The sequence below is a fragment of the Sedimentibacter sp. LTW-03 genome, from assembly GCF_052059825.1.
Lineage (GTDB): Bacteria > Bacillota > Clostridia > Tissierellales > Sedimentibacteraceae > Sedimentibacter.
Window position 1 is genome coordinate 684,272 of record NZ_CP197180.1, and the last position, 16,940, is coordinate 701,211.

The window sequence follows — 16,940 nt, forward strand, 5'->3', positions numbered from 1 at the left end:
GTTACTCAATAATCAAGTTATTTATCCAATTTTGGCTTTTATATCTTTTGATTACAGCGATAGATTTAATAAGCTCCTCGCTGAATACGACGGCAATAACCAAATGTATGGGCAATTTCAATACTAATACAGAGAAAAACGACAGAGGGACTCCTATCACCCATACAGATATAATATCAACAAACATACAGAATTTTGTATCTCCTCCTGCTCTAAGTATTCCACATATAAACATATAAGAAAACATTTTTGGTGTAAAATATAACGAGTAAACTATAAGAGTTCGACTCAGGCTTTCACTGGTAAAAGGATCTAAATTGAAAAAACTTGTAAGTGCGTTCCTGGAGAAGAACAGAGCTACAGCAAGAGCAACGCTGAGAAAAACAGTTATTTTTACGAATTTATTGCTGTATTCCATAGCATTATCAATGTCATTTTTACCTATTTCATTTCCAATCATTACAGCACTAGCATTTCCTATTCCAAAAAATAATGTCTGAAAGAAATCAGATATGTTAAATGCAATTTGAACAACCGCAATTGCGGATGATCCCATATAACCGTAGGCTATAAAGTAAACTGAGGTACCTACAGACCAAGCAGTTTCAGACATTATAACAGGCAGTGATGTTTTAAGAATTTTTTTCAGCATTATTCTGTTCCAAGATGTAAATTCAGTAAAAGTCCCTGCTAAAGGATGAGTTTTATCTTTGTATATTAACAATATAAGAGCAAAAAATTCGAAAATTCTGGCTGTTAATGTAGCTACTGCTGCGCCTTCTACGCCAAGTGCCTTAAAACCAAGGTTGCCTGTAATTAATACCCAGTTTAAAAATGTATTTATTACAAGTGCTACAGCATTTATTATAGTTGGAAGCTTAAGTCTGTGTATGGCTCTGGAATTAAAGCTGAAAGCAAATGAGATAGCTGTAAAAAAATAAGAAAATGATATAATTCGTAAATATCTGCTTCCAGGTTGAATGACGGAAATTTCATCTATAAATATTTTCATTATTGGTTCTCTGAAAAAAAAGACTGCTAAAGAAAAAAATAGTGATAAAACTGTACCGATTGCCAAATCTATTCCAAAAACTTTTTTAATACTTTGCGTATCTTCGGCTCCCCAGTACTGAGCAATAAAAATTGATGCACCGCTGAATATTCCGAAGCAAATTGTTGTGAAAATAAAGTAAATCCTGTTTGCCAGCCCAACTGCCGAGATTGCATCATTCCCAAGCTTACTTACCATTACAGTGTCAATCATGTTCAAACCGATACTTATGACATTCTGAATTATGACAGGAAGTGCAATTACTACTAAGGCTGCAATAAATTTTTTATTTCTGTTATATATATTTTTCATATTATCCTCAAAAAAAAGACGTGATAGCTCACGCCTATGTTATAATTGATTATCCTTATTTTGTTCCGAATAATCTGTCTCCCGCATCTCCAAGTCCTGGAACTATGTATCCGATGTCATTAAATTTTTCGTCTATTGAAGCAGTATATATTTCAACTTCAGGATGAGCATCAGTAACCTTTTTCAAACCTTCAGGGGCGCACACAAGGTGGATTGATTTAATTCTTTTCGCACCCTTTTGTTTTAAAAGAGATATTGCACCGTTCATTGAGCCTCCTGTTGACAGCATAGGTTCAGTTATTATGACTATTCTGTTTTCAATATCACTTGGAAGCTTGCAGTAATATTCTACAGGCTGCAGAGTTTCTTCATTTCTGTAAAGACCGATGTGTCCTATTTTGGCGTTTGGAATTAAATCAAGCATTCCGTCCACCATTCCTAAACCAGCTCTTAAGACAGGTACTATTGCAATATCTTCTCCTGCCAGTACTTTTCCGGTAGTTGTTGTTATAGGTGTTTCAATTTCTATATCTTTTAAAGGAAGATTTCTTGTTACCTCGTAAGCCATAAGCATGGCTATTTCTCTTACAAGCTCCCTGAAATCCTTAGAGGAAGTATTTTTGTCTCTTAACATCGTCAGCTTGTGCTGAATCAGCGGATGAGAAACCACTGTTACATTATTCATATATTGACTCCTTTGTGAGATTTGTTAAATTAGAATTGTATTAAATTTAATCATATAATATAATTATTACGTACATGCTGCAGTTTGTCAATTAATTTTTTGTTAGGAGAATAAAAATGATTATAGGTATTGGTGTTGATATTACAGAAGTAGGAAGAATAAAGAAAAATCTGGAGAATGATAAATTCATAAAAAAGGTATATTCGGAAAAAGAAGGAGAGTATTTAATCTCAAGAAAATTCAATGCACAAACAGCGGCAGGCATGTTTGCATCAAAAGAAGCTGTTTCTAAGTGCCTTGGTACAGGTTTCTCAAATTTCGGACCTCGCCATGTTGAAATATTAAAGGATGACGAAGGGAAGCCATATGTGAATTTAACTGGCAATGCCTTTAAAAGAGCAAGAGAACTTGGAATTACTAATATTCATCTTTCAATTTCTCATACAGAAGAATATGCTACAGCCTTCTGCATTGTAGAGTAACAGCCCATAATTTAGTCATATAATTTCATTTGACGTCATATTCTATTATATATGGATGGAAGCAGGATGATGAGATGAAATTTAAGATATTGTTGTTAATTATTTTAGCGATTGTAGTAAGTAGTTGCTCAATAAAGACAAAGGCCGACCCCTATGTCATTCCTGTTAATTATACAGGAGAAGCTCTAATGAAGGTTTATACCGAAAACAGCGAAAATGAATACAAGGTTGTCATTGTCTGCAGAGATAAAAATTACAGCTTAAAATCCGAAAATAAAGCTCAAAGCTGGAACGCCGCTTATTTATCCGGTAACAGATGTGTTTTGAACAATGATAAATTTCCTGAAAACAGCGTTGTGATAGAAAATTTCAAATTGACAGATTCTCTAATCTATGATTTAGACTTATCCAAGTTTGAAAATTCAACGGATACTATTCCTGACGAATTGGTATATTATGACGGAATTTATAAGCATGTTCTTAACTTTAGCAAAGAAACACTGCTTCCAGCAACAATTATTATTTATAAAAACGATAATTTGGTTAAAACTATACAATATGAAAGACTGAATGAAGAGGAATAATAATTTTCACAATAATACAGAAGTTACCATACAACTTGTATAATTATTGTGGTAAAATTACATAAGATATGTTTAAATGAACTTAGTTTGAGTAATCGAGGTGTGTAATTTGGCTGACAATAAAAAAATATTGATTTCAATTCCCGAAAATCTTTTGAGAGAATTGGACAATGCAGTTAAAGAAGAAGGAAACAACAGAAGCGACTTTATACGTAAATCTATAAGGTTTTATTTAATTGAAAAAAGAAAACTCGAAATAAGAAACAAAATGAAGGCCGGATATTTAGAGATGAGCAATATAAATAAAAGCATTACAGAAGAATACTCAGAAGGGGACTATGAGGATTTTTTAAGCTACGAAACAAAATTATTGGGAAGTGAATAGTTTGATTGTAAAAAGGGGAGATGTGTATTACGCCGACTTAAGTCCGGTCATTGGGTCCGAACAGGGAGGCGTAAGGCCGGTGTTAGTAATACAAAATGATATTGGGAATAGGTATAGCCCTACAGTTATAGTATCTGCAATTACGTCTCAGATTAACAAAGCAAAGCTGCCTACACATATTGAAATTAGTTCTGAAGACTTCAGCCTTCCTAAGGATTCTGTTGTTTTGCTTGAACAAATTCGCACCATCGATAAAAAACGTTTGAAGGAGAAGATAGGCCGTTTTGATAAAAATCTTATGGGAGAAGTAAATGATTGCTTGAAGATAAGTTTGGGGCTAATAGATTTTTAGTTTAGTACATATAAAAAAGAACGGCACGTAAAATTTATAAAATGGCCGTTCTTTTCTGTATTTAAATTTTATTGGCAAATCCTTTGTTTCTTAAAAGTGTTCTTACATCACCTATCATGTACAGTGAGCCTGCAAAACAAATACAGTCGCCGTTATCTGTATTTTTTAATACAGGTACAATGTCTTCGTAGTCATCTAATGCTGTAACTTTAATATTTGAATGATTGCTTATAAGACGTGCAAGGAAGTCTGATTTCATTGCACGTGGATTGTTCGGAGTCAAAGTAAATATTTCATTGCACAATGGTATAAGCAAAGGAAGTACTTCCTCAGGGTTCTTATCTTTCAGCATTCCGAAAAACAAAGTTATTTTACTGTTTCCAAAGTTTTCTCTTACTGCTTTTGCAAAGTATTCAATGCCGTTTATGTTGTGCCCTCCGTCAATAATTATAGCAGGGTTTTCGTTTACTACTTCGAATCGACCTGCAAAGCGGCAGTTGTTAAAGCCTTCAATAATGGCTTTTTCAGTGACATGGTAGCCTCTTTTTTTGACCAGTTCAAGAGCTCGTAACGCTGTCAATACATTGTAAAGCTGATGTTCTCCCAAAAGGCGTATTTTTGCTTCGGGAATATTAAATATATCTGTTTTGAGATATTTAAAACGCTGACCTGAAAGGTCCCCGCCTAATTTTTCAACATTGCTCTTTTCCACTTCGTATACAGTGGCATTTTTATTTTTTGCTGTATTTTTTACTACATCAACAACAGATTTTCCCTGGGGGTACACCACTACATCAGAGCCTTCTTTTATTATTCCGGATTTTTCAAAAGCTATCTTTTCAAGTGTATCTCCAAGATACTCCGTGTGGTCATAGCTGATAGAGGTTATTACAGAAACAAGTGTGTTATTTACCACATTTGTAGCATCAAACCTTCCTCCCATTCCCACTTCAAGAATAAGAAAGTCAATTCCCTGCTCTTCAAAATATTTGAATCCAATGGCGGTTACAACCTCAAATTCTGTGGGGTGATTGTAGCCTTCCTGTATCATTAAATCTATTTTTTCTTTTACGAGCCCTGTAATTCTGGCCAAAGCTTTGTCATCTATTTGCTGTCTGTTAACCTGAATCCTTTCTGTAAATTTCTCCAGGTACGGGCTAGTAAACAGTCCTGTTTTGTAGCCAGATGCCATAAGAGCATCGTGTATCATGCTGCAGGTGGAACCTTTTCCGTTAGTGCCTGCAACATGTATTATTTTATAGGAGTTCTGAGGATTGCCCAAAAGTTCCGTCAGCCTAGTAATGTTTTTAAGCCCTAGCTTAGAGCCAAATTTATATGTAGAATGAATAAATTGTATTGCTTCTTCGTAATTCATTTCAGCCTCCGTTTTTTTCTTATTTTATATTATAATATTTGCCATGGTTTTTCAACAAAATTATAGTCCTAAACGCAGAATTAAAACTTCATGAGTACAGTTAAATAAATTGAAGTTGTCATTTGAATTCGCGTATGATAAAATATTTTAGAATTTATATGGTACAATATAACAGAATAAATAGTGTGAGAGATAAATCTCAAATAATCACCGCCAAAATAGAAAGGATTAACATGATAGATGTAAAGAAGCTTGACAGAGAGTTGTTAAGTGTGGAAAAACCTGCAAGATATGTAGGAAGTGAACTGAATTCGGTTGTTAAAGACAAAGAAAAAACAAGCGTTAGATTTGCTTTTGCATTTCCCGATGTTTACGAGGTAGGGATGTCGCATACGGGGCTTCATATTTTATATCATATGCTAAACAGCATTGAAAATGTTTGGTGTGAAAGGGTATTTGCACCGTGGACTGATATGGAAGAAGTAATGCGAAAAAACAGCATACCTTTATATGGATTGGAAAGCAAGGATGAGCTGAAAGAATTTGATTTTATAGGGTTTACCCTTCAGTATGAAATGAGCTATACAAATATTTTGAATATGCTTGACCTGGGAGGAATACCGTTAAAATCAAAGGATAGAACAGACAACATGCCCATTGTTATTGCCGGGGGACCTTGTGCATATAATCCGGAGCCACTGCACGAAATAGTAGATTTATTTACAGTTGGAGAAGCAGAGGAACTTCTGCCGGAGCTTTTGGGTATTTATGAAAAGGAAAAACTAAACGGGTTTAACAAACTTAAATTCTTAGAAAAAGCCTCACAGCTTGAAGGAATATATGTGCCTCAATTTTATGAGGAAGTATATAATGAAGATAATACTATTAAGGAAAGAAAAGTACTAAACAATAATGCTAAGGACATCATTACAAAACGAATAATAAAGGATATGGACAAAGTTTATTATCCTGATAAAAGCATTCTTCCTTACATTGATGTTGTTCATGACAGAGTAGTTCTTGAACTATTCAGAGGATGCACAAGAGGATGTCGCTTCTGTCAGGCGGGGATGGTTTACAGACCTGTAAGGGAGAAAAAGTCCGATACTCTTGTTAATCAGGCAGAAAGCATGCTTAATTCTACAGGACACGATGAAATATCACTTACATCACTGAGTTCTGGTGACTATTCATGCTTGCCAGACCTTACTTTAAAACTTTTAGATAAATATGAAAATGATAATGTAAGTATTTCTCTGCCGTCACTTAGACTTGATTCAATGACATTCGATATAATACAAAGGCTTCAGGAGGTTCGTAAGTCCGGGCTTACATTTGCTCCAGAAGCGGGAACTCAGAGAATGAGAGATGTAATCAATAAAAACCTTACAGAAGAGCAGATTTTGGGACCTGTTGAAACTGCATTTAAATTAGGTTGGTCAACGGTTAAATTATATTTTATGATTGGCTTGCCCGGTGAAACTATGGAAGATGTCCTGGGAATAAAGGAACTTTCATACAAAATAAAAGATAAGTTTTTTGCAAGACCTAAGGAAGAAATAAAAGGCAACCTTAAAATAAATTCAAGTGCATCTTGTTTTGTTCCAAAACCATTTACTCCGTTCCAATGGACGGCTCAGAACAGCATAGAAGAGTTTTATGATAAAGCTAAGATGCTGCAAAGAGAAATAAAAGATAAAAAAGTTTCCTTTAGTTATCACGAGCCGAAGCTTAGTTATCTTGAGGCAGTGTTTGCCCGTGGAGACAGACGTCTATCCAAAGTATTGATAAGTGCTTGGGAAAAAGGATGCCGTTTTGACGGATGGTACGATATGTTTGATTTTGATAAGTGGATGGAAGCATTTAATGAAACAAATGTTGATCCTGATTTCTTTGCAAAAAGGCAGAGAGAGATTACAGAAGTTTTGCCTTGGGATTTTATTGACGTTGGCGTAAGCAAGAAATATCTAATCAGCGAATATGAAAAATCACTTGAAGCTATGACAACACATGATTGCAGACTCGGTTGCACAAACTGCGGTGTCAATCACAGACTTATAGGGGGTGCCTGTCCGCATGTGCAAAATAATAAATAAATATAGTAAGACTGGAAATTTGAAGTATATATCACATTTAGACGTGTTAAGATTTATTCAGAGATCTGTTAACAGAGCGGGAATTCGAGCAAAGTATTCTGAAGGTTTCAATCCACATATGAAGACATCCTTTGGATTTCCTCTTTCATTGGGAATAGAAAGCATAGGGGAGTATTTTGAGATCGAACTAAACGAAAATCTTCCTCCGGAGGAATTCAAAAGAAAAATGAATTCAGTAATGCCCAAGGAAATGCAGATAATTAAGTCCAGCTGTTCAGATAATACAAACTCAATTATGGCAAGATGTGCCTATGCAGAATATATAATAGGAATTGAATCTGAAAATTTAGATATGGATAGGTTAAATAATCTGTTATCTGAAATGCTAGAAACAGGAGTAGTTTATATCAGGCAGAAAAAAAACAAGAAAAAAAAGCTTGTCAATAAAGAAATTAACACAAAAGAATATATAAGATATCTTAAGGCTGATAAATCCGGAGATAATAAAGCTAAGATAGAAGCTGTTTTTATTACTTCTGAAACAGGAAGTATGAAAGTTGATGAGCTTCTAAAGCTTATAAATGATAGAGCGTTTAACCTGGATTATCATACGATTATGAAAGTAGATGCTCTTGATAAAGATATGGAGCCTATACTATAAGGGTGTATCAGTATGTGAGGGGCATTATGAAACAGATTTTAATTAATAGTTCAGCATTCTTCGATCAGTTTGCCATTTTAGAGGATGGCAGGCTAATCGATTATGTGCATGAAGAAAAAATTAACAGAGGCGTGATACGAAACATTTACAAGGGACGAGTAGCTAACATCCTTCCTGGAATGGAAGCAGCTTTTGTGGATGTTGGACTTGAAAAAAATGCGTATCTTTTTTTAGATGATTTGCTTTCAGATAAATTCTTGAAAGAAAAGAAAATTAGAAAAAGAGACGTTAAAAATATAAGCAAGGTTTTGAAAAAGGGAGATGAACTTCTGGTTCAGATTATTAGAGAGCCAATGGGGGAAAAAAATATTGCTGTTACAACCGATGTATCTCTTTCGGGTAAATACATTGCACTTATACCTAAGAGCACAGAGATTAATATTTCCAAAAAAATAAATAATGTTACTGAGCGCATACGCTTGGAAAAAATAGGGAAAGAGATAATGAAGAACGGAAACGGGATGATATTCCGAACATTCTCCGAGGGATGTCCAAAAGAGGAAGTTGAGAAGGAGTATAATTTTCTTTCATCTGTATTTGCTCAGATAGAGCAGGAATACAATTATTCCTACGCCCCAAAGCTCTTGCACCAAAGTAATTCAATGATTGAAAAATTATTTCTGGATTATGTTGATTCCACGGTAGATCAAATATATGTGGATGATAAAAAAACAAAGGATAATATTTTAGGACTTATAGGAAGATACGATTCTGAAAAGTTTAAAAACATTTCCATAATTGAATCATCTGGAGCATTTGAAATGCTTAATGTTGAAAAACAGATAAGCATGTTATTTGAAAGGAAGGTTGAGCTTGACAATGGAGGATCGATATTTATCGATGTTACAGAAGCCTTAACTGTAATAGATGTAAACAGCGGGAAATATGTGGGAAGCAAAAATATGGAACAAACAGCATTAGAAATAAACCTTGGGGCTCTTGAAGAGATAGGAAGACAGGTTAAACTGAGGAATATCAGTGGAATTATAATAATTGATTTTATAGATGTTAAGAGCAAAGAAAATATAAATTTTATAATTAGCAAAGCCAAGCGGATTTTTAAGGAAGATAAGGCGAAAACAAACATTCTGGGCATGACGAAACTGAATCTTATGGAGATAACAAGAAAAAAAGATAAAGAGAATTTTTTTAATATAATAACAGAGGAGTGTTCACATTGCAGAGGTGGAGGAAGAACGGGTTCAAAAGTTTTTATATCTTTTAAGCTGGAGAACATAGTTAAAAAAATCAAAAAAAATACCTCTTGTGAAGCAGTAATATTAAGTGCCGGCTGTATTACAAAAAACAAGATAGTTAATGAATGTATGGAAATTGTTGAAAGTATAGAAAAAAAGTACGGCATTAAAATTTATTTTAAGAAAGATGAGAACATTCTTACCGATGAAATAGTTATTGAAAAAATGGGGAAACTGGATTATATTAATAGCATAATAAAGCAAAAATAAGTTGACAAACAAGGATTTGTTTGGTAAACTTTTATTTTGTAAGAGCCGCACGGATCAGGTTTAAACTTTATGTGCCTGCAATGGCGAGACTGGGAAGAGGAGGTAAGTTTATGTACGCAGTTATTGAAACAGGTGGAAAACAATACAGAGTTCAGGAAGGCGATGTTATAAGAGTTGAAAAATTAAACATTGCTGAAGGCGAGCAGGTAAAATTTGATAAAGTTTTACTTGTTGCAGAAGAAGGTAAATTAAATGTTGGAAAACCATATGTTGACGGAGCTGTAGTTGAAGGCTTAGTAGAAAAACAGGATAAAGCAAAGAAAATAATTATTTTCAAATATAAAGCAAAAAAAGACTACAGAAAAAAACAAGGACATCGTCAACCATATACACAGATTAAAATTGAAAAAATTGTTGGTTAGTCTATGATTACAGTTACTATATACAGAACCGGCGAAGAAATCCAGGGTTTTATTGTTGAAGGACACTCTGGTTACGCTGAACATGGAATGGACATAGTGTGCTCATCGGTATCTATATTGAGCTATACGGCTCTCAATTCAATCAACTTAGTTGCGGGAATTGAAGCTGAAAATATAAGCTACAGTGTTGATGAAGAAACCGGACTGATGAGTTTGAGAACATTGGTAAACAATGATAAAACCGATGTTGTTTACAGGTGTTTCATGGTAGGAATAGAATTATTACTGGAAGATTACAGCGATTATATTACACTTAAATTTGAGGAGGTGTAACCATGTTATTGAAATTAAATTTACAGTTATTTGCACATAAAAAAGGTGTTGGTAGCTCTAAAAACGGTCGTGACAGCAATTCTAAAAGACTCGGAGTAAAAAGAACTGACGGTCAATTCGTATTGGCGGGAAATATACTTGTAAGACAAAGAGGAACTAAGCTTCATCCAGGCTTAAATGTAGGTATCGGAAGCGACGATACATTGTTCGCACTGGTAAGCGGAAAAGTGAAGTTCGAAAGAAAAGACAAAACAAGAAAACAAGTTAGTGTATATCCAAGTGAATTAGAAGCATAATAAGCAAAAGCACCTACCGTTAAGGTAGGTTTTTTGTATTATAAAGCAGAGAGCGGCTACATAGGGTGAAATTTACTGCGTTTTATAAAAAGAAAAGGTTGGTATATGATGTTTGTAGATATAGCAAAGGTTAGCGTTAAAGCTGGGAAGGGCGGAAACGGCAGCGTTGCATTCAGGCGAGAGAAATACATAGCCATGGGGGGACCTGATGGAGGCGACGGAGGCGACGGAGGCAGCATAATACTGGTAGCTGATGAAGGACTTAGGACTCTGATGGATTTCAGATACAAAAGACGTTATCAGGCTGAAAACGGCCAGGATGGAAGAGGAAAAAAACAATACGGTTCCGACGGTAAAGATCTTATTTTAAAGGTTCCTATCGGAACATTGGTAAAGGATGAAGAAACAGGTATAGTTCTGACTGATTTAAAAGATCATGGACAGAGGTTTGTTGTGGCAAGAGGTGGACACGGAGGTAAAGGAAATGTTAAATTTGCAAATTCTATAAGACGTACTCCGCGTTTTGCAGAGCCTGGCACAAAAGGCGAAAGCAGAGACGTTACCCTTGAGCTTAAGCTTCTTGCAGATGTGGGACTAGTTGGATTTCCAAATGTGGGAAAATCAACAATACTTGCATCAGTGACCAGTGCAAAACCCAAGATTGCAAACTATCATTTTACAACATTGAAACCTAATCTTGGGGTTGTAAGCATAGGAGAGGGTCACAGCTATGTTATGGCTGACATACCGGGGCTTATTGAAGGTGCGTCAGAGGGAGCAGGGCTTGGACTTGAATTCTTGAGACATGTTGAAAGAACTAAGTTACTATTACATGTTATTGACGCTTCCGGACAGGAAGGAAGAGACCCTATTAATGACTTTTATAAAATTAATGAAGAATTACAGCAATATAGCGAAAAACTTTCAGAAAAGGAACAAATAATAGTTTTAAATAAGACAGATCTCCCACAGATTCAGGAAAATGTAGAAAGAATTAAAAAAGAACTTGGGGATAATTATGAAATAATTGAGGTTTCCGCTGCAACAAATCATGGATTGGACTTGCTGAAAAAACGAGCATACGAAAGGCTTCAGCATATTGAAGATGAAATACAGTTTGTTAATGAAGAGGAAGTTGAAAGTTTTATTGATAGAAAAGCAAGAGATACTATAGCTGTTTCACAACAGGACGGATACTATTTGGCTGATGGAGATTTCCTGGAAAGACTTGTGGCATCAACAAACTTTGACGATTTCGAATCCTTCAGTAATTTTCAGAAGGTTCTTATTGATAAAGGAGTAATAGAAAGATTGCGTGAGCTAGGTGCACAAGAAGGAGATTTAATAAAAGTATGCGGAGTTGAATTTGACTTTGTGGACTAGAATCAGCAATTAAGAAAGTAGTAAATTATTATTAGGAGGAACGATGCTTACAGGAAAGCAAAGAAGTTATTTAAAATCTTTGGCTAATAAAATAGATTCATTAATGCAGATAGGCAAGGGCGGAGTAACAGAAAATGTTATAAAGCAGATAGACGATGCATTAGAAGCCAGAGAGCTGATAAAAATCAGCATATTAAACAATAGTATGCTGGAAGCTAAGGACACTGCAAATGAAATAGCAGCAGCTGTCGGTGCAGAATATGTACAAAGCATAGGCAATAAATTTGTACTATACAGAGAGTCAAAAGAAAAACAAATAAATATGCCTAAATAGATTAACATATAAAAAGACGCTGTCCTAACATGACGCGTCTTTTTAAGCAAAACCACTTTTTATCCTCCCAGGGTTACATCCTGCATGTTGTACCATTTAATTGCGTTGTGGAACTGCTCTGGCTTGAAATCGGGCCATAGATCATTTATAGTATATATATCTGAATACACGGATTGGACAGGCAAGAACCCTGACAGTCTTTTTCTTCCTCCCCACCTGAGTATCAGGTCAATGCGTGAGATATCTCTTGAATTAAGGGAGTCCATAATACTTTTTCTGCTTGTATTTTCTGAACCTATGGCGGAAATATCCCAGTCCCAACCGTAGTTAACAAGAAAGTTCACCTTTGTTTCTCCATTCCCAAGCACTGTTCTTTTTGTATATTTTAATAATTCTTTTGGAAACATTGCAGAATTTGTGTTGCCTATGACCAGAAGAGATACATTTTCCCCTGCAATCATGTTGACAGCGTCGATGCATGACTTGACAAATGCATCAATCTGATTTCGCGGTCTTTTGCAGTTATCGGTTGTAAAACCGTAATATGTAATTTCATTAATTCCGTATTTTTTTGCCAGCCTTAAGGCCTGTAGTCCCGGATCAAGTCCGTGTTCATATCCGTCCTGTTTTTGAAGCCCTTTGTTCTCCGCCCATCTTCTGTTTCCGTCGGGTATAAGCCCTATATGTTTTGGTATTCTCATAGTAGTCTTCTCCTTTGATTTCTGCATAGTGGTATTATTTACAGAATACAGATAATTATTACCATATGAGTAACATTATTCTTTATTTTTAATATAATAATACTCCAAGTGAAATTAAGGCTTGCTAAAGGAAAAAAAGATATAATATATATAGTTTGATTTACAATTATTTTACAAACACAATGTTGGATAATTACAAACCAGGCGTAATATTAAAATAAAGGAGGTGAAAATATGATAAAAGGAATTTTATTTGACAAAGATGGAACGCTGATTGACTTCTCATTGTGGGAAAATGCGGCAATAAAAACTATTATGGCGATAATGGATGAGTACGATCTCCATGATGATGAAATATTTAGAATGTTAAAAAAATCTATAGGAATTACCGATTACGGAGTTGAACCGTTTGGAGCGTTGGCATACAAATCTCATGAGGATTTGGCTGCGGAACTTCAATTCGTGCTTAATAAATATCGCAGTGTAGATTTAGAGGCATTTAAAAAACATGTTCCGGAGCTTTTGAGAAAAGAAGTGCTAAGCGATGATGCTGAATTTAAAGAGATTGTCGATTTAAAAGAATTATACAGACACATGAATTCTAAGGGAATTAAGATGGGCATTGCTACGGCAGATTCCATGCAGTCTGCTGAACATATGATTAATAAGCTTAACCTTGATGGTTGCTTTGATTTTGTCGGTGCATATGATGGCATAATGAAAAGAAAACCGCACAAGGATATGTGTGAGAGATTTTGCAAGATGTATGGCTTAGAACCAAGTGAAGTTGCGATAGTAGGTGATTCCTACAATGATATGTTATTCGCTAAAAATTCTGGTGCAATCGGAGTAGGGGTTCTTTCGGGAGTAAGTTGCAAGATCAATTTAAAGGATACGGCAAACATAATACTTCCATCAATAGAATGCCTGTTTGATGATGAAGTTTTAAACTCGCTGGATGAAAAAAACTATGAAGTCAGAGAATTATGGACGGCATAAGCCTATGAATTACAATTGTAATTCCCTGGCTTATTTTTTTTGCAAAAATAGTCATAAATTCGTTCGTATCGGCAATAATATAATATATAACAAAAGGGGAGTGTATTATGAACGAATTTGAAAAGATAAAAAAAATGTATGATGATGGTTTCAGATGCATAAGATATGATGACACAAAGGACGGAGAAATGTGCATTTATTTTAAAAATTTTGATAATGAAGATTCACAGGCTTTAAAAATTAAAGGATTCGATGAAAAAATGCAAATAAAGAATTTTATAAATCAAAATACTATGAGATAAAAGGGAATACAAAATTTATGTTCCCTATAACTATAATTATAACTTTTTTATTATATCCATGCTGTGAAAGATCATTAAGAATGCTCAAAGCTTCTTAATTAATCCTTGTAAACATCTTGCCTCTAATATATAATATAGTAAAATAACGGGAGGCGGAAATGAGCACAGCAGATAAAATATTTATAAATACTTGTAAGGACATACTTACTAACGGTGTGTGGGACAAGGACTACGATGTAAGACCCAGGTGGAAAGATGGAACACCTGCGCATACAATAAAAAAGTTTGGTGTTGTAAACAGATATAACCTGCAGGAATCTTTTCCGATTCTGACACTAAGAAAAACTAATTTTACAGCAGCCATAGATGAACTGCTTTGGATATGGCAAAAAAAATCAAATAATATAAATGATTTAAACAGTCATATTTGGGATTCGTGGGCAGATGAAACAGGTTCCATAGGCAAAGCTTACGGCTATCAGCTTGGCATCAAGCACAAATATAGTGAGGGAGAATTTGATCAGGTAGACAGAGTTATATATGATTTAAAAAATAATCCTGCCAGCAGGAGGATAATGACAAATATATATAATTTTCAGGACCTTCATGAGATGAATCTTTATCCTTGCGCATACAGCATGACATTTAATGTTTCAGGAAACAAGCTGAATGCAATATTAAATCAGCGTTCACAGGATGTTCTTGCGGCAAATAACTGGAATGTTGTTCAATATTCAATTCTTGTACATATGATGGCTCAAATAAGTGGTTTGGTTGCAGGGGAACTGGTCCATGTAATATCCGATGCTCATATTTATGACAGACACATCCCTATTATTGAGGAACTTATTGAGAAAGAAGAGCATGATTCACCGGAGCTGGTAATAGATAAATCTATAAACAGTTTTTATGATTTTACGGTTGACAGCTTTAAATTAAACGATTATAAATATAATCCGTTTAAGATAAAAGTTCCTATTGCAGTTTAAGGAGAAGTTATGAAGTTAATAGTTGCAGTTGCAAAAAATTGGGCAATAGGTTTTAATGGAGACTTGTTGTTTAATTTGCCTGATGATATGGCGTTTTTTAAAAAAACTACAGTAGACAAGGTTGTTGTTATGGGGAGAAATACTCTCCTGTCTTTTCCAGGAGCTAAGCCTCTTAAGAACAGGACAAATATTGTATTAACAACAAACAGGGAATTTGAAGCAGAAGGTTGTATAATATGCCACTCTTTAGATGAACTGTTTACAGAGCTTAAAAAGTATAACAGTGATGATATATTTGTTGTAGGCGGTGGAAAAATATATAATGAATTATATCCTTATTGCAGTGAGGCTTTGATAACTAAAGTTGATGCAATAGCCAACGCTGACACATTCCTTCATAATTTTGATGAGGATGAGAACTGGTACTTGTCATATGCATCAGAAGTTCATGAAGATAACGGGTTGAAATTTATGTTCAATACATATAAAAATAAAACAATTGAAAATTACGAATTTAAGTAATGAAAAATTAGACACATGCATGGTGTCTAATTTTTTATTAAAATTCTTTTATAGAAGAATATGGTATAATATCAGCTGATGCTTTTTCATCATTTATGAAATGTGCAACCAAAGTATTTAAAGAAACGTTGTACATAATAAAAAGCATATTGCTAATGGGTAAAATTTACAGTACAATGATAATAATTACTATTTATATTTTACGAAGGAAGTTATGAACATGAAAAAAATAAGATTATTATCCTTAGTGGCAGTTTTATTATTTACAGGATGTGTAAACAAGGAAAATTCATCTACAGCTATTATTGGTGGAGCTGATGGGCCTACAGCTATTTTTATTACAGAAAAATCAAATGGTTATTTAACAATTATTGTAACACTTATTATAGTATTGGTTATAGCTGCTATTATTTATTTTATAAAAAAGAAAAAATAAGATTATTTGGTTAATCTTATTGTGCGATGAACGTGATTTGTAGGAGGTTTTTCAACACTAACTGGACTACAAATCAGAATTTGGACAGGAGGGAGTACAATTGATTATATTGATTACAGGGGCTTCTCACACAGGTAAAACTTTGTTGGCACAGAAGCTTCTTAAAAAGTACCAATATCCATATCTATCTGTTGACCTTTTGAAAATGGGATTAATACGAAGTGGAAATACAAATCTAACTCCCGAAGATGACAGTGAACTGGAGGTCTATTTATGGCCGATTGTTCGGGAAATGATTAAGACTGCCATTGAAAATAAGCAAAATCTTGTGGTTGAAGGCTGTTATATTCCATTTAGTTGGAAAGAGGATTTTAGTGAGGTGTATCTGAATGAAATTCACTATCACTGTCTTGTGATGAGCGAAAACTATATTAAGCAACACTTTTCAGATATAAAAAAATATGCTAACGAAATAGAGAAACGTGTTGATGATACATGGTGTACCATGAATTCTGTACTTGAGGACAATGCGCATTATCTTGAGATGTGTAAAAAATATAACTGTAATTACATTTTGATTGATGAATGTTACGCGGTGAAAATCGACGAATAAATTACCGTTTATGGGTAGATTATGAGCATAACACCAAGTTAAAATATTATTACTAAAAAGGACACTGATTGTATAATACAGTGTCCTTTTATACATTTAGC

22 protein-coding genes are annotated in these 16,940 nt (G+C 34.4%); 18 read left to right on the forward strand and 4 right to left on the reverse strand.

Annotated features, from left to right (window positions below):
- Position 1: 1 nt before the first annotated feature.
- Positions 2 to 1,363 (reverse strand): MATE family efflux transporter, encoded by a 1,362-nt coding sequence (locus tag ACS3UD_RS03425; RefSeq protein WP_308137776.1) that lies wholly within the window; start codon positions 1,361 to 1,363, stop codon positions 2 to 4.
- A gap of 55 nt (positions 1,364 to 1,418) precedes the next feature.
- Positions 1,419 to 2,048, reverse strand: a complete 630-nt coding sequence (upp, locus tag ACS3UD_RS03430) for a uracil phosphoribosyltransferase (RefSeq protein ID WP_308137775.1) — start codon at positions 2,046 to 2,048, stop codon at positions 1,419 to 1,421.
- Between the two features lie 116 nt (positions 2,049 to 2,164).
- Between upp and acpS the strand changes: the two genes are divergently transcribed.
- The 4 genes from acpS to ACS3UD_RS03450 all read left to right on the forward strand — a co-directional run bounded on the left by acpS (position 2,165) and on the right by ACS3UD_RS03450 (position 3,851).
- A complete protein-coding gene (gene acpS, locus ACS3UD_RS03435; RefSeq protein ID WP_308137774.1) occupies positions 2,165 to 2,530 on the forward strand; it encodes a holo-ACP synthase in 366 nt (121 codons plus the stop codon).
- 74 nt (positions 2,531 to 2,604) lie between these two features.
- Entirely contained in the window at positions 2,605 to 3,114 is a 510-nt protein-coding gene (locus ACS3UD_RS03440; RefSeq protein ID WP_308137773.1) for a hypothetical protein, read from the forward strand.
- 109 nt (positions 3,115 to 3,223) lie between these two features.
- Positions 3,224 to 3,499 (forward strand): CopG family ribbon-helix-helix protein, encoded by a 276-nt coding sequence (locus tag ACS3UD_RS03445; RefSeq protein ID WP_213925095.1) that lies wholly within the window; start codon positions 3,224 to 3,226, stop codon positions 3,497 to 3,499.
- Position 3,500: 1 nt separating this feature from the next.
- A complete protein-coding gene (locus ACS3UD_RS03450; protein WP_213925094.1) occupies positions 3,501 to 3,851 on the forward strand; it encodes a type II toxin-antitoxin system PemK/MazF family toxin in 351 nt (116 codons plus the stop codon).
- A 61-nt stretch (positions 3,852 to 3,912) separates the two neighbouring features.
- Here the strand turns inward: ACS3UD_RS03450 and ACS3UD_RS03455 are convergent, their stop codons facing one another.
- Positions 3,913 to 5,226, reverse strand: coding sequence for a bifunctional folylpolyglutamate synthase/dihydrofolate synthase (locus ACS3UD_RS03455; protein ID WP_308137772.1), 1,314 nt, complete (start codon positions 5,224 to 5,226; stop codon positions 3,913 to 3,915).
- Positions 5,227 to 5,459: 233 nt separating this feature from the next.
- Here ACS3UD_RS03455 and ACS3UD_RS03460 point away from each other — a divergent pair, with 233 nt between their 5' ends.
- The 8 genes from ACS3UD_RS03460 (at position 5,460) to yhbY (ending at position 12,277) form a co-directional block, all read left to right on the forward strand.
- Complete coding sequence (locus tag ACS3UD_RS03460; protein WP_308140122.1) at positions 5,460 to 7,322, forward strand: TIGR03960 family B12-binding radical SAM protein; 1,863 nt, start codon at positions 5,460 to 5,462, stop codon at positions 7,320 to 7,322.
- Positions 7,303 to 7,983: a TIGR03936 family radical SAM-associated protein gene (locus ACS3UD_RS03465; protein WP_308137771.1), complete on the forward strand. Its 681-nt coding sequence runs from the start codon at positions 7,303 to 7,305 to the stop codon at positions 7,981 to 7,983. Before ACS3UD_RS03460 ends, ACS3UD_RS03465 begins: the two co-directional genes overlap by 20 nt.
- Positions 7,984 to 8,009: 26 nt before the next feature.
- Entirely contained in the window at positions 8,010 to 9,509 is a 1,500-nt protein-coding gene (locus tag ACS3UD_RS03470) for an Rne/Rng family ribonuclease (protein ID WP_308137770.1), read from the forward strand.
- Positions 9,510 to 9,619: 110 nt separating this feature from the next.
- The gene (rplU, locus tag ACS3UD_RS03475) at positions 9,620 to 9,931 is read left to right on the forward strand and encodes a 50S ribosomal protein L21 (protein WP_213925089.1); all 312 of its coding nucleotides are present in this window, start codon (positions 9,620 to 9,622) and stop codon (positions 9,929 to 9,931) included.
- A gap of 3 nt (positions 9,932 to 9,934) precedes the next feature.
- Positions 9,935 to 10,264 carry a ribosomal-processing cysteine protease Prp gene (locus ACS3UD_RS03480; RefSeq protein ID WP_308137769.1) on the forward strand — a complete coding sequence of 110 codons (330 nt, stop codon included), beginning with the start codon at positions 9,935 to 9,937 and terminating at the stop codon, positions 10,262 to 10,264.
- 2 nt (positions 10,265 to 10,266) lie between these two features.
- Positions 10,267 to 10,560 carry a 50S ribosomal protein L27 gene (gene rpmA / locus ACS3UD_RS03485; RefSeq protein WP_213925087.1) on the forward strand — a complete coding sequence of 98 codons (294 nt, stop codon included), beginning with the start codon at positions 10,267 to 10,269 and terminating at the stop codon, positions 10,558 to 10,560.
- A gap of 108 nt (positions 10,561 to 10,668) precedes the next feature.
- Positions 10,669 to 11,943 carry a GTPase ObgE gene (gene obgE / locus ACS3UD_RS03490; protein WP_308140121.1) on the forward strand — a complete coding sequence of 425 codons (1,275 nt, stop codon included), beginning with the start codon at positions 10,669 to 10,671 and terminating at the stop codon, positions 11,941 to 11,943.
- Positions 11,944 to 11,986: 43 nt separating this feature from the next.
- Entirely contained in the window at positions 11,987 to 12,277 is a 291-nt protein-coding gene (gene yhbY / locus ACS3UD_RS03495; RefSeq protein WP_308137768.1) for a ribosome assembly RNA-binding protein YhbY, read from the forward strand.
- A 59-nt stretch (positions 12,278 to 12,336) separates the two neighbouring features.
- On the opposite strand, the gene uppS is transcribed toward yhbY, so the two are convergent.
- Positions 12,337 to 12,978 carry a polyprenyl diphosphate synthase gene (uppS, locus tag ACS3UD_RS03500; RefSeq protein WP_308137767.1) on the reverse strand — a complete coding sequence of 214 codons (642 nt, stop codon included), beginning with the start codon at positions 12,976 to 12,978 and terminating at the stop codon, positions 12,337 to 12,339.
- 234 nt (positions 12,979 to 13,212) lie between these two features.
- Here uppS and ACS3UD_RS03505 point away from each other — a divergent pair, with 234 nt between their 5' ends.
- From ACS3UD_RS03505 to ACS3UD_RS03530, 6 genes are all read left to right on the forward strand, one after another.
- Complete coding sequence (locus ACS3UD_RS03505) at positions 13,213 to 13,977, forward strand: HAD family hydrolase (protein ID WP_308137766.1); 765 nt, start codon at positions 13,213 to 13,215, stop codon at positions 13,975 to 13,977.
- 107 nt (positions 13,978 to 14,084) lie between these two features.
- Positions 14,085 to 14,279, forward strand: a complete 195-nt coding sequence (locus ACS3UD_RS03510; protein ID WP_308137765.1) for a hypothetical protein — start codon at positions 14,085 to 14,087, stop codon at positions 14,277 to 14,279.
- A 158-nt stretch (positions 14,280 to 14,437) separates the two neighbouring features.
- Positions 14,438 to 15,268: a thymidylate synthase gene (thyA, locus tag ACS3UD_RS03515; RefSeq protein WP_308137764.1), complete on the forward strand. Its 831-nt coding sequence runs from the start codon at positions 14,438 to 14,440 to the stop codon at positions 15,266 to 15,268.
- Between the two features lie 9 nt (positions 15,269 to 15,277).
- The gene (locus tag ACS3UD_RS03520) at positions 15,278 to 15,790 is read left to right on the forward strand and encodes a dihydrofolate reductase (protein WP_308137763.1); all 513 of its coding nucleotides are present in this window, start codon (positions 15,278 to 15,280) and stop codon (positions 15,788 to 15,790) included.
- Positions 15,791 to 16,010: 220 nt separating this feature from the next.
- The gene (locus tag ACS3UD_RS03525) at positions 16,011 to 16,226 is read left to right on the forward strand and encodes a sodium ion-translocating decarboxylase subunit beta (RefSeq protein WP_308137762.1); all 216 of its coding nucleotides are present in this window, start codon (positions 16,011 to 16,013) and stop codon (positions 16,224 to 16,226) included.
- 100 nt (positions 16,227 to 16,326) lie between these two features.
- Entirely contained in the window at positions 16,327 to 16,839 is a 513-nt protein-coding gene (locus ACS3UD_RS03530) for an adenylate kinase (RefSeq protein ID WP_308137761.1), read from the forward strand.
- The last annotated feature ends 101 nt before the right edge of the window (positions 16,840 to 16,940 follow it).